Annotated in this window: 12 protein-coding genes; 5 read left to right on the forward strand and 7 right to left on the reverse strand. The window is 68.1% G+C overall.

Features of this window, described 5'->3' with window-relative positions:
• The coding region (locus VFG33_RS27980; protein WP_414672990.1) for a type III polyketide synthase at nt 1–656 on the reverse strand (656 nt) is incomplete at its 3' end.
• 18 nt (nt 657–674) lie between these two features.
• Here VFG33_RS27980 and VFG33_RS27985 point away from each other — a divergent pair.
• Nucleotides 675–1,484, forward strand: coding sequence for a UbiA family prenyltransferase (locus VFG33_RS27985; protein WP_325055959.1), 810 nt, complete (start codon nt 675–677; stop codon nt 1,482–1,484).
• A gap of 17 nt (nt 1,485–1,501) precedes the next feature.
• Here VFG33_RS27985 and VFG33_RS27990 read toward each other — a convergent pair whose 3' ends face one another.
• Nucleotides 1,502–2,377, reverse strand: a complete 876-nt coding sequence (locus tag VFG33_RS27990) for a LysR substrate-binding domain-containing protein (RefSeq protein WP_325055960.1) — start codon at nt 2,375–2,377, stop codon at nt 1,502–1,504.
• 121 nt (nt 2,378–2,498) lie between these two features.
• Between VFG33_RS27990 and VFG33_RS27995 the strand changes: the two genes are divergently transcribed.
• Entirely contained in the window at nt 2,499–4,028 is a 1,530-nt protein-coding gene (locus VFG33_RS27995; RefSeq protein ID WP_325055961.1) for an MFS transporter, read from the forward strand.
• 80 nt (nt 4,029–4,108) lie between these two features.
• On the opposite strand, the gene VFG33_RS28000 is transcribed toward VFG33_RS27995, so the two are convergent.
• Nucleotides 4,109–5,563: a lysyl oxidase family protein gene (locus tag VFG33_RS28000; protein WP_325055962.1), complete on the reverse strand. Its 1,455-nt coding sequence runs from the start codon at nt 5,561–5,563 to the stop codon at nt 4,109–4,111.
• A 287-nt stretch (nt 5,564–5,850) separates the two neighbouring features.
• The gene (locus VFG33_RS28005) at nt 5,851–5,982 is read right to left on the reverse strand and encodes a hypothetical protein (RefSeq protein WP_325055963.1); all 132 of its coding nucleotides are present in this window, start codon (nt 5,980–5,982) and stop codon (nt 5,851–5,853) included.
• A 303-nt stretch (nt 5,983–6,285) separates the two neighbouring features.
• Between VFG33_RS28005 and VFG33_RS28010 the strand changes: the two genes are divergently transcribed.
• Nucleotides 6,286–8,484, forward strand: coding sequence for a fibronectin type III domain-containing protein (locus VFG33_RS28010; RefSeq protein WP_325055964.1), 2,199 nt, complete (start codon nt 6,286–6,288; stop codon nt 8,482–8,484).
• Here the strand turns inward: VFG33_RS28010 and VFG33_RS28015 are convergent.
• Nucleotides 8,451–8,588, reverse strand: a complete 138-nt coding sequence (locus VFG33_RS28015; protein ID WP_325055965.1) for a hypothetical protein — start codon at nt 8,586–8,588, stop codon at nt 8,451–8,453. The two genes, VFG33_RS28010 and VFG33_RS28015, sit on opposite strands and share 34 nt — an antisense overlap.
• A 9-nt stretch (nt 8,589–8,597) precedes the next feature.
• Here VFG33_RS28015 and VFG33_RS28020 point away from each other — a divergent pair, with 9 nt between their 5' ends.
• Complete coding sequence (locus tag VFG33_RS28020; protein WP_325055966.1) at nt 8,598–9,323, forward strand: DUF427 domain-containing protein; 726 nt, start codon at nt 8,598–8,600, stop codon at nt 9,321–9,323.
• Between the two features lie 3 nt (nt 9,324–9,326).
• Here the strand turns inward: VFG33_RS28020 and VFG33_RS28025 are convergent, their stop codons facing one another.
• Entirely contained in the window at nt 9,327–10,100 is a 774-nt protein-coding gene (locus VFG33_RS28025) for an SDR family NAD(P)-dependent oxidoreductase (protein ID WP_325055967.1), read from the reverse strand.
• 262 nt (nt 10,101–10,362) lie between these two features.
• Between VFG33_RS28025 and VFG33_RS28030 the strand changes: the two genes are divergently transcribed.
• Nucleotides 10,363–12,525 carry a bifunctional SulP family inorganic anion transporter/carbonic anhydrase gene (locus VFG33_RS28030; RefSeq protein ID WP_325055968.1) on the forward strand — a complete coding sequence of 721 codons (2,163 nt, stop codon included), beginning with the start codon at nt 10,363–10,365 and terminating at the stop codon, nt 12,523–12,525.
• Here the strand turns inward: VFG33_RS28030 and VFG33_RS28035 are convergent.
• A partial coding sequence (locus tag VFG33_RS28035; RefSeq protein WP_325055969.1) for a phosphatase PAP2 family protein occupies nt 12,468–12,857 on the reverse strand: 390 nt, incomplete at its 5' end. The genes VFG33_RS28030 and VFG33_RS28035 overlap by 58 nt on opposite strands.

Here is a 12,857-nt window from a genome sequence, read left to right on the forward strand (position 1 = left end):
TACAGCCGGCTCCGCGTCGCCAGCACAGAAGGCCCGGACGCCGCCGGGTGGTCCGACCCGGTCAACACCACCGCGGCAGCGCCGTCGCCGAACAACGCACCACCGACCAGGTTCGGCAAGGAGGCGTCATCTCGTTGCAGCGTCAGCGAGCACAGTTCGACAGAGAGCAGCACGGCGACGTGATCCGGCCAGGCCTTCAAGTAGTCGTGCACCCGCGCGATGCCCGCCGCTCCCCCGACGCACCCGAGCCCGAACAACGGCATCCGCTTGACGTCCTCGCGCAACCCGAGCCGCAACGCCACCCGAGCATCGATCGACGGCGCAGCCACCCCCGTCACGGTCGTGAACATCAACAGATCAACATCGGCAGGCGTGAGCCCGGCGGCGGCCAGCGCACCGCCGACAGCCTCGACCCCGAGCTCAACCGCAGTAGCGATCCACGCGTCGTTCGCTTCCCCGAAGTCCTTCAGTACTGCGTATTGCTCCAACGGCAGCGCCAGATGCCGATGGGAGACCCCCGCGTTCTCGTGCAGCCGCTTCAGCAACCCGCGTCCCTTGCCATCCGGCAAGCAGATCGTCGCGAACGCCTCCGTGAGTTCCTCCTGCGCATAGCGATGTGGTGGCACCGCCGCCTGTACCGCTGCGATCCGCGTCATCGTGGCATCGTTGCTTCGGTGACACGAACTCTGAAGGGCCTCGCGCTCGCCTGCCATCCAGGCCCCACGGTCGCGGTCACCGCCCTCGTCACCGCTGTCGCCTGGTCGGCCGGGCGCAGCCTGGCCGGTTGTCTCCTAGTCGCCGCGACGATCCTCACCGGCCACCTCTCAATCGGCTGGAGCAATGACGCGATAGATGCCGCCCGGGACACCATTGTGAACCGGAAAGACAAACCCATCGTTGCTGGTTTGGTGAGTCGCCGCACGGTTTGGACCAGCGCGATCGTGATGGCGACGCTCTGTATCCCGGTCTCCCTAGCAAACGGCCTCAGCGCCGGCCTGGTTCATATCGGCTTCGTGGCCTGCGCCTGGGCCTACAACCTGGGCCTGAAGTCGACCCCCATTTCCTGGCTCCCGTACGCCGTTGCGTTCGGCGGACTGCCTTCGTTCGTCACGCTCGGTACGAACCAGACGTGGGCACCCTGGTGGGCAACGGCAGCCACAGCGCTGCTCGGAGTCGGCGCGCACCTGGCGAACGTAGTACCGGATCTGGCTGATGATCTGGCCACTGGGGTCAGGGGCTGGCCGCAACGACTCGGGCGGGCTTCACGGATCCTGGCCCCGCTACCGCTCGCGATCGCGACGATCCTGCTCGTGGTCGCGCCGGACGGTCCGATCGGCGTCGTCGGCTGGATCGCCCTGGCCGTGGTCGCAGCCCTGCTGGTAGTCATCGTGAGCTGGAAGAACGCGCCGTTCCTGGTCACGATCGCGGTAGCGGTCGTCAGCATCGTCGTCCTGGTCATCCGCGGCGACACTCTCATCTCCTGAGAACGGCCCCTCGAGCCTCAGGCAGGGTCGGGTTTCAGGGGTGCGTTGCTGCCGAGGATAGCTGCGGTGAGGGCTTCGGCTGGTTCCTTGCCGGCTCGCGGGTTGGTGATCAGCACCAGGTCGATCGGGGGCAGTTCGGGCAGCCCTGCACTCGGCGGCGGTTCGACCAGGTCGGCCGGCATCAGCGAGCGGGCGAAGATCGCGATCCCCAGCCCGGCCCGCACAGCAGCCAGTACTCCATTGACGCCTCGCACGATGCAGGTGATCCGGCAGGACCGCCCGGCTTGTTCCAAAGTCTGGACACCGAGGCTCCGGCTGAGACTCGGAGCCTGGTAGGCGACCAGCGGGACCGGTCCATCCGGTGCGATCCGGGTGCCGGCGATACCTGCCCAAACCAGGGGGTCCCGCCGGACCAGCCGACCGTTCGGCTCGTAGCCGGCGCCGACGTTGTGCTTCACGTAGGCCAGGTCGAGATGACCCGACTCGACCCGGCGGAGCAGATTGGCGCTCTGGGCAACAGTCAGTTCGAGGTCGATCCGCGGGTAGAGCTGGCGGAAGTCCCGCAGGATCCGCGGCAGCGGGGTCAGCGCGAGGTCGTCGGTCACGCCGAACCGCAACCGCCCGCGCAGCGCGGAGCCGGTGAAGTAGCCCATCGCCTCCTCGTGCGCGGCCAGGATCGTCCGGGCGAAGCCGGCCATCGCCTCGCCGTCCGCGGTCAGCGTCACCGTCCGGGTGTCGCGGACGAACAGCGGCCGCCCGACCGCCGTCTCGAGTTTGCGGACATGTTGACTCACCGTCGGCTGGCGGATGCCCAGCCGTTCCGCTGCCTGGGTGAAGCTGAGAGATTGCGCGACCGCGAGGAACGTGCGCAGCTGATCCGGGTCGTAGGCCACCTGTCCTCCTTCATTACGGGACGCAATAAGACTAATAGGAGTAATTCGCTGCGCGAATCCGCCCCGCACCGGTGAGGATGGAGGCGACCCCCCTGACACGTCCACTTCGTAGGGATGACTCTTGACCACCCGGGCTTCCGGTCCTGTCCACCCCGTCCCCGACGGCCACACCCACCGCACCACCCCGCAACCCCCGACCGGTGAGCTCCCGCCGACGCAACGGCGTCCCGGCTTCCGCGAAACCTTCAAGGCGCTGGAGGTCCGCAACTTCCGGCTCCTGGTCAGCGGCCTGCTCGCTGTTTCGATCGGCGGCTGGGTCCAGCGAATCGCCCAGGACTGGCTGGTCCTGACCCTGACCGGCAGCGCCACCGCCGTCGGCATCACGACCGCTCTGCAGTTCCTGCCCACCTTGCTGTTCGGCCTGTACGGCGGCGTCATCGCCGACCGTTTTCCCAAGCGCAAGGTGCTGCTCGTCACCCAGATCACGATGGGCACCCTGCCCGCGATCATGGCGGTCCTCGCTCTGACCGGGGACGTGCATGTCTGGCAGGTCTACTCGATGGCCCTGATCCTCGGCCTCGCGACCGCGGTCGACAACCCGACCCGGCAGTCCTTCGTCACCGAACTGGTCGGCAAGCAGCGACTGCGGAACGCGATCAGCATGGTCTCGTCCACGTTCCAGCTCGGCAGCCTGATCGGCCCCGCGCTCGGTGGTCTGATGATCGGCACCCTCGGCACCGGCTGGGCCTTCGCCCTGAACTCCCTGACGTTCTTCGCCTCGATCTCCGCCCTGCTGAGGATGCGCGAGGACGAGATGCCCGGTCTCAAGGCCGCCCGGAAGGCCGGCCAGGGGATGCGGATCCGCGACGGTCTGCGGGACGGCGTGAAGTACGCGTTCCACGAGCCGGCCGTCCGCTGGGCGATCGCGCTGGTCGGCATCTTCGGCATGTTCACGATCAGCCTGCCGGTGACGCTGACTGCCTTCGCCGACGTGGTCTTCGACACCGGCGCGACCGGGTACGGTCTGCTGAACTCGACGGTCGCGGTCGGCTCGCTGACCGGCGCGTTGCTCTCGGCCCGGCGGATCCGGCCGACCCGGCTGCGCAACCTGGTCGGGATCGCGGCGATCCTGGCGGTGACCGAGATGGTCGCGGCGATCCAGCCGTCGTTGTGGACGTTCCTGCCGCTGCTCTGTGCGCTCGGCATGGCCACGCTGATGTTCCTCACCGCGGCCCAGTCGATGGTGCAGTTGACCACTCCCGACGGACTCCGCGGGCGGGTGGCCGGGATCTACAACCTGGTCTTCATCGGCGGTGGCGCGATCGGCGGTCCGCTGGTCGGCTTCATCGCCGAGCACTGGGGTGCCCGGTTCGGCCTGCTGCTGGCGGGCCTCATCCCGGCCACTGCGACCATCGCGATCGGGATCAAGCTCGCCCGGGTCGGCCGCTTCCGCGTCGTCCTGCTCCGCACGCCCCGATCGCCCTGGCGTCCACCGCCGGTCCGCCTCGGCCTGGAGCAGGCGCCGATCCACCTGACCCGACCGGAGCCGCCCGTCCCGTCAAGGCCCTTCGTGATCGGCCGCCGCCAGCACGCTCGCAGCGACCCTCGCACCGGTCCCCGTCGCACCCGCCGCAAGCCGCTGCACCACTAGGCCGAACTCGTGCCCCGGCGGGCATGCCGGGGCACGAGATCAAAGGCGTATCCAGGGTCACCCGGGACACGCAGTACGGGTCAGGGAGCGTCGATCACGCCGACCGGCGGGACCTCTACCGTGCGGTTGTGCGGGGTGCCGCCCAGGATGACCTTGCGGAGCGACTCGTTGTTGGTGGTGCTGGACTCGAAGAGACGCTTCTCCGGGTTCGCGAGCACCTGCACGTAGTACGTGCCGTTCGGCAGGTCCGTCACGTCGAAGGACTGGCCGGGCAGGGACTGCGAGTAGGTGTCGCCGGAGCCGACGTCGAGCACCTCGCGCACCGACAGCGAACCGTGGTTGCCGCAGGCGGTGTGCAGGTCGGTGTTCATCGGGTGCCAGTTGGCGTTCTTGACGGTGTAGTCGATGGCGTCCGTCGCGGCCAGGCAGAAGGCCTCCTTCTGGCTGCGGACCACCTCGGACTGGCTGGCGTTCAGCAGGCTGTAGCGGGCGAAGTCCGTGAAGTGCCAGTGGGTGTGGCCGTCACGTGCGTCCCACTCCATCGTGCCGGTCTTCTGGTAGCCGACCTGCTTGCCGTTCGCATCGTAGAAGTACTGGTACGCGTCCATCAGGTCCTTGCCGGGCTGGCGGAACCCGTCCAGTACCAGCGTTGACGGACCGGCGTTCCACACGTTCGCCGCGAACTGCAGGAAGTCCTTGTCCGCGTTCGGAGTGCCCTCCTCGCCGGGTGCGACGGAGATCTGCCAGGCCGGCAGCGACCGCAGGTCCGGCTTCGGACCGGCCGGCACACTCGCCTTACCGGTCGGCCGGGCCGCGTTCGGCTTCGGCGCGACAGTGGTCGAAACGGCCTTCTTGGCCGGCGCACCCAGCGTCTTCGCCTTCGCCGCGGCCCGGCATCCGTCGCCGTGACCGGGATCGCACTGCTCGGCGTCCTTGATGGTGAGGTTGACCGTCACGCTCGAGTCGGAGGTGCCGATCTTGAAGAAGTCGCGGTACAGCTTGTTCACGCTGACCTTGGCCGTGTAGGTGCCGACCGGCAGGTCAGCCGGCTCGCCGGTGTAGCCGTAGGTGTTCACCGACCAACCGGCCTGCAGGCCCCAGACCGCGCCGAGCGTGAACGGGTTGTTGCCACAGCCGTCCGGGTACGGCGACGTGTCCGGCGCATCCGGCCGAACCCGGGACCCCTCACCGTTCAGGCAGAAGGTCTGGTCCCGGTCGATCACCTTCTGACCGGTCGAGTCGGTGATGGTGACATGCAGGAACTTGCCGAGCCCGGCGAAGTCCGTCACCGCGCCCTTGGGCAGAGTCTTGGACTTGCCGTTGACCACCTGTTTGGCGACTATCGGGTCGTTGTAGGTCTTCCGGGTGGCGCGGACCTCGACCAGCTTCTTCCCCGCCACCAGATGCGTCCCGAGGTCCAGATCGACGCCGTAGTCCGGGTACCGGTCCAGCGTAACTTCGGTGCTCCCGGCAACTAACTTGAGGGCCGGCTCCGCGGTGTTCGACGCCGAGGCGCTGCCGGCGCCGCCGGCCATCGCCACCAGTGCGGCGGCCGCGCTCGCGGCTATCGCGGCACGTCCGATTCTCCTTGATTTATTGATGATGTTCCCCTCCCGTCAGGGCTGACCCGCCTCACACGAGTCACGAAGCCCTTACGGCTGGTACGACGCGCAGCCCCCCGGCCCGGGTTGATCTCAGTCGTGTAATAGTTCGATCACACGCTCAGGTTGTTCCCTCCAGAACAGATGCGCTGCCCCATCGAGCACCTCGTACCGCGCGTTCGGGATGAGTTCGGCCAACCGCTTCCCGTTCTCCGGCAGGATCATCTCGTCCGCGGACCGTGCAGGACCAGCGTCGGTACGTCGAGTCGCGGCAGGCGGCTGATCGCGTTGTGGTTGAGCGCAGCCTGGGACTGCAGCACAATCACCGGCACCGGCGCCTTCACCGCCATCACGTCGAGCCGGTACTGCGCATGCCCATGATCAGCAGCAGGGGTTCACCAGAACCGCGACGTTCGGAGTACAGCTTCGGTCGTGGGGACATGGCAAAACCCTACGCAGCGTGATTCGGTCACAGAAAAAGGACTTGACCACACGCAGAGTTATCGACGCTTGTTACTTGACCCCGTAAATTAACCGCCCCTAGGCTCGGCAGCGTCCGCCGCCCCGGCCGTCAGACCCCAGTGGACGTCGTGGGCGCCGGCCAGGGGTGAGCACCGTCCGCTCCCCCTGATCTCGGACGAGACGGAGGCACATCCATGTCAGTCCCCTCTGGTTCCGCGCCCGGCGCGGACCCTTCCCGATCACCGGGGCGCCGCAAGCGCCGTACCGGTGTGGCGGCCGTAGCCGTTGTCGCCCTGGTGTCGGCGGCGGCTGCGATCGCACCTGCGAGCGCGAGCATCAAGGACAGCGAAGGCACCCGGGCCGGCGGCATCCAGCCCGGGCCGAAGCCGACCCTGGTCGAACCGGACACGAACTTCCAGGGCAAGGCACCGATCGAGGCACCCCAGGCCAAGGCGGCGGCACCGGCGAAGTACCCGCAGGTGGCGGCCAAGCCCTACATGGGCTGGAGCAGCTGGAGCCTGCAGTCGACCAACTATCCGGGCGTGAACCCCGACGGGCCCGGCAGCTTCATCAACGAGAAGAACATCCTCACCCAGGCCAAGGCGATGGCCACCAAGCTCAAGCCGTACGGCTACGAGTACATCAACGTCGATGCCGGCTGGCAGGGCGGCGCCGACGAGTACGGCCGTCCGGTCGCGAATCTGGCCCGGTTCCCGCGCGGGATGAAGGCCGTCGGCGACGACATCCACAAGCTGGGGCTGAAGTTCGGCATCTACACCGTCGTCGGGCTCGGGATGGATGCCTACCGCGAGGGCAACACCCCGATCTACGACGCGCCTGGCTGCTTCACCCGCGACATCGTCTACCCGGACCTGCGGACCACCAACGGCTGGGACATGTCGTACAAGATCAACTACGAGAGCCCGTGCGCGCAGAAGTTCGCCGACTCGATCGCGAACGTCTTCGCGAGCTGGGGTGTCGACTTCATCAAGATGGACGGTGTCGGCCCCGGCTCCTGGAAGGGCGCTCCGGACGACCCGAACCACAACAACACCGAGGACATCGAGGCCTGGTGGCGCGCAGTACAAGGCTCGGGCCGGCCGATGCAGTACATCCTGTCCTGGTCGCTCAGCCACCGGTACGCCGAGACGTGGAAGGCGAACTCGAACGGCTGGCGGATCGACACCGACGTGGAGTGCTACTGCGACACCATCGTCCGCTGGGACAGCTCGGTGAAGCAGCGCTGGTGGGACCTGCCGCAGTGGATCGACGACGCCGGACCAGGTCACTGGAACAACCTCGACGCGATCAACGTGGGCGTCGGTGAGATGGACGGCCTGACCGAGGCCGAGCGGCAGAGCTACATGACGTTCTGGGCGATCAACGCGGCGCCGCTGTACGTCGGTGACGACATGACCAAACTCGACTCGTACGGTCTGAAGCTGCTGACCAACCGCGAGGTCATCGCGATCAACCAGGCCGGCAACCCGGCCCGCCCGCTGAACCAGGATCAGCTGCAGCAGACCTGGTACGCCAAGAACCCCGACGGCAGCACCACGGTCGGGCTGTTCAACCTGGCCGATACCCCGGCGACGGTGACCGGCAGGTTCGACCAGCTGGGCATCACCGGCAAGGCGACCGTCCGCGACGTCTGGGCGAACCAGAACACCCGCAACGTGAGCGGTCAGGTCAGTGCGGCGCTGCCCGCGCACGGCTCGAAGCTGCTCAAGATCATCCCGAACAGCAGCAGTTCGCCGAGCAAGCCGGCCGACCTCACCGCCACCGATGTCAGCCGGACCACGACGTCGCTTACCTGGCGGCCGAGCACCGGCGCGACGTCGTACAAGGTCTACGCGAACGGCAAGCAGGTGGCGACCAGCGCGACCACGAGTGTTGTGGTGCAGGGGCTGCTGCCGCAGACGCAGTACAAGTTCGAGGTCAAGGCGGTGAAGGGCAGCAAGACCTCTGAGGCGAGTGCACCGATCACGATGCTCACCTCGAAGTCTGGCGGACCCGTCCGCTACGAGGCCGAGGCCGCGAGCAGCACGCTCACCGGCAACGCCAGTGTCAACGGCTGCACCCTCTGCTCGGGTGGCAACAAGGTTGGCAACATCGGCGGTGACGCCACGGTGACGCTGAACAACATCACTGTGCCGACGGCCGGCACCTACCTGGTCAAGATCGCCTACACCGACGGCGACACCAGCCGTCAGAGCATGCTGACGATCAACAACGCCGACACCTACTGGGTCAACTACCACGGTCTCGGTGACAACGACTGGGGCACCCCGCAGGTCGTCTACCTGCCGGTCAAGCTGGCGGCAGGCGCCAACTCGATCAAGGTGAGCAACCCCACCGGCTACATCGCCGACATCGACTGGATCACGGTCTGACCTGATCCGCAGATCCGCGGGCCGGCCTCCACCAGGGGCCGGCCCGCGGCATCGTTCCGGAAGCGTCCGTACGACGCCTGCCGTAGTACTGCGATCTGACGCACGATGGAGGCATGAGCGCCTACCCAGAACCACTCGTCCCACCCGGCGGCACCGCTCCGGTCCCCCGCCGGGTCCGCGCGACTCTCGGCAACCGCGTCGTCCTGGACACCACCGACGCGATCTACCTGTGGGAGTTCCCGCCCTACCCGCAGTACTACATCCCGCTCGCCGACGTGGCGGACGGCGTACTGACCGAAACCGGCGAGACGAAGGAGTTCGAGCACGGCGTCGCGCGGGTCCACGCCGCCGGATCCGGCAAGGCCTGGGTGTACGACGAGGGCATCGGAAAAGACCGGGTGCGGTTCCAATGGGACGCGCTCGACAGCTGGTTCGAGGAGGACGAGGAAGTCTTCGTCCATCCGCGGAGCCCGTATGCGCGCTGCGACGCGATCAGGTCCGGCCGGCACGTCAAGGTCGAGCTGGACGGGAGGCTGCTGGCCGAGTCCCGCTCGACGGTGATCGTGTTCGAGACCGGGCTGCCGCCGCGCTACTACTTCCCGCGGACCGAGGTGAACTTCGAGCACCTGACCCCGAGCGACCTCCGGACCGCGTGCCCGTACAAGGGCCGGACCACCGGCTACTGGTCCGTCGGCGACCGCCTTGACCTGGCCTGGTCCTACGACTTCCCGACCGCTGCGCTGCTCCCGATCGCCGGCCTCGTCGCCTTCTTCAACGAAAAGGTCGACCTGACCATCGACGACGAGCGCATCGCCCGCCCCGTCACCCCCTTCTCCTGAGCATCAGATGGCGGCGGTGGCGGCGCCGTCCATGGTGATGATGGAGGCCGTGACGTAGCTTGCCCGCGGTGACGCGAGGAAGACGGCGACATCGGCTACCTCGGACGGTTCGCCGACGCGGCCCATCGGGAGATCAGCCACCAGTTCGGCGAGCAACTCCTCCTTGGGACGTCCGGTGGCGCGGACGGACGCCGCGAGGCCCTCGTCCACGCGACTCGTGCGGGTCGTGCCGGGGTTGATCACGTTCACCCGGACACCGCGGCCGGCGTACGCCTTCGCGTAGCCGACCGACGCCAGCATCAGCGCCGCGTTGGCCGCGCCACCGCCGATGTGCATCGGGTTCGCGGCCCGGCCGCCCTGGCCGACGACGTTCACGATCGAGCCACTGCCGCGTTCAGCCATCCCGCGGATGACCGCCTCGGTCGCGTGCATATAGGTGAAGTACTTCGCTTCCATCGCCGCGTGCAACGCCTTGCTGTCCAGCTCGGCCACCGGCGTCCGCCGGGCCGCGCCGGCGCAGTTGATCAGGATGTCGACGGCACCGATCCGCTCGAAGGCGGCGGTGGTCGCGTCGGGATCGGTCAGGTCGACCGCCTCGGGCTGGAAGCTCAACCCCTTCGCGGCGAGTTCCTCCTGGGCGGCCGCGAGGTTCGCGGGATCGCGGGAGATGCCGATCACGGTGGCGCCTTCCCGGGCCAGGGCCTCGACACACGCCAGACCGATCCCCTTGCTCGCTCCGGTGACGACCGCGGTCCGGCCGGACAGTTGCAGATCCATCAGCCCTCACTCCTGGTTGGTTGCGCCGATCCTATCCAGCGGGCCGGAGGCAACGATTTCGCCACGGTGCCGGGGATCCGCGCCTGCGGCAACGAATTGCCGGTCGTCGGCCCTTGATCCACTGGGTACTATGAGTAACCAGATCGACACTCTTTGTTTCGACGTTCTGTTGCTGTGAGCACCCAACGCCGGAGGACCCGTGCCGACCATGTCAACCTCCCACTCCTCGCCCTCTTCCGAGCCTGCGCCCGAACGCGCCTCGGTGAGGACCATTCTTCGCCATGACCTACCGGCCTCGCTGGTGGTCTTCCTGATCGCTATCCCCCTCTCCCTGGGCATCGCCGCTGCCTCCGGGGCACCACTGATCGCCGGGCTCGTCGCCGCGGTCGTCGGCGGTGTCGTCGCCGGCGCGCTGGGCGGATCGCCCTTGCAGGTCAGCGGTCCCGCCGCCGGTCTCACCGTCGTCGTCGCCGGTCTCGTCGCGCAGTACGGCTGGGCCGCGACGGCCGGCATCACCTGCGCGGCCGGCCTCCTGCAGGTCCTGCTGGGCGTCACCAAGATCGGCCGACTTGCTCTCTCACTGTCTCCCGCGGTCGTGCACGGCATGCTCGCGGGGATCGGCGTCACCATCGCCGTCCAGCAACTCCACGTGGTGCTCGGGGGTCAGGCGCAGAGTTCGCTGATCGCCAACCTCGCCGGGCTTCCCGAGCAGTTGTGGGCGCATCACGCCGCCTCTGTCCTGGTCGGCGTCCTGACTGTCGTCATCCTGCTGACCTGGCCACGCCTACCGAAACTGAAGATGATTCCGGCACCGTTGGTTGCCGTGGTCACCGTTACCGGCCTGGCCGCCGTGTTCATGGTCGACGTCACCAGGGTCGACCTGCCGGACAACCCGTTGCAGGAATTGATCCTGCCGGCGCTGCCCCAAGGTGGAGCACTGGACATCGCGACCGCGGTGCTGACTGTTGCCCTGGTCGCCAGTGTCGAGTCGTTGCTCTCGGCCGTTGCCGTCGACAAGCTTCATGCCGGCAAGCGGAGCAACCTCGACCGCGAACTGATCGGCCAGGGCGCGGCGAACGCGGTCTCCGGCGCGCTCGGTGGCATGCCCGTCACCGGCGTCATCGTGCGCAGTTCGACCAACGTCGCCGCGGGAGCCCGCACCCGGGCCTCGGCGATCATGCATGGCCTGTGGATCGCGGTGTTCGTGCTCGCCGCGGGCGCGATGCTGGAGCTCATCCCGATGGCCGCTCTCGCGGGCGTGCTGCTGGTCACCGGATTACGCCTGGTCCAGCTGGCCCACATCCGGACCCTCCGGCGCCACGACGAACTTCTCGTGTACGTCGTGACCGCGGCCGGCGTCGCTGTCCTCGGTCTGGCCGAGGGGGTTCTCGCCGGGTTGGTCCTGGCCCTCGGTCGAGTGCTCTACCGGCTGGCCCGGGCCACTGTCACCGCGACCGAGCAGGACGGCGTCTGGACCGTACGGATCCAGGGCACGCTCGTCTTCCTCGGAGTCGCCTCGCTGATCCGCACGTTGCGCACGATCCCGGCCGGAGCCCCGGTCCGGGTGGAGCTCCGGGTCAACCATCTGGACCACGCGGCGTACGAGGCGATCGAGGACTGGCGGCGCGGGCACCTCGCGCGCGGTGGCTCGGTCGAGCTGAACCGCTCGGCGTTCCGGGCCGCCCTGCGCGGGGACGTCATCCGATCGCGGCGGCTGATTCCCTGGCAGCAGCGTCAGGTGGTTCCCGAGGTCGACCAGCGGGCCGCGATGCTGGACGGGATCCGCGAGTTCGAGGACTCGGCCGAACTGATCCGGCCGATGATGGCCAGGCTCGCGGCCGACGGACAGCAGCCGACGCAGTTGTTCATCACCTGTGCGGACTCGCGGATCGTGCCGAACATGATCACCACCACCGGACCGGGCGACCAGTTCTGCGTCCGGAACGTCGGCAACCTCGTCCCGCCGTACGGGTCGAACAGCGACTCCGTCGGCGCGGCGGTCGAGATGGCGGTCAAGGTGCTCCGCGTGGCCTCGATCGTGGTCTGCGGCCACTCGCACTGCGGCGCCACCACCGCCGCACTGGACGACACCCCCGCGGAGGACGGCTCGGGTCTGCGCAGTTGGCTGCGTCATCTGGAGCCGTCGGTACGCCGGGCCGTCGCGCTGCCCGACATCATCGACCCGACGACCGGGGTGAAACTCGCCCCGGTCGACAAGTTGTCCGTCACCAACGTCGCGGTGCAACTGCAGAACCTGCGCAGCTACGAGTGCGTTCGCCAGGCCGAGGCCGAGGGCCGGCTCGAACTCGTCGGCCTGTACTTCGACATCGGCGCGACCGCGGCCCGCCTGGTGCTCGAACAGGAGCCCTATCTGGTCCGCGCCGACGAGGAACTGGCCGCCGCCGGCACCCCGGTCGAGAGCTGAGGATTCCTGACCCCGGCGGGTGCCGCGTCCGGGGCGGTGGGGTGGGGAAGGGATCGAGCGCTGTCCCGGCGCACCCGTCGGCCGTCGAAGATCAGCAGCAACGGCAGGGCCAGTCCGATCGCGATCAGGCCGTCCAGCCAGTAGTGGTTCGCGGTCACCACGACCACCGCGAAGGTGATGACGGGATGCGCGATCCACAACCAGCGCCAGCGGGACCGGGTGTACCGGATCAGGAAGACGGCGACCATGAACGCCCACCCGACATGCAGACTCGGCATCGCCGCGAACTGGTTCGCCACCCCGCTGTCGGTGGTCGGGCCGTAGACGGATTG

This window comes from Kribbella sp., from assembly GCF_035687465.1.
Classification (GTDB): domain Bacteria; phylum Actinomycetota; class Actinomycetes; order Propionibacteriales; family Kribbellaceae; genus Kribbella.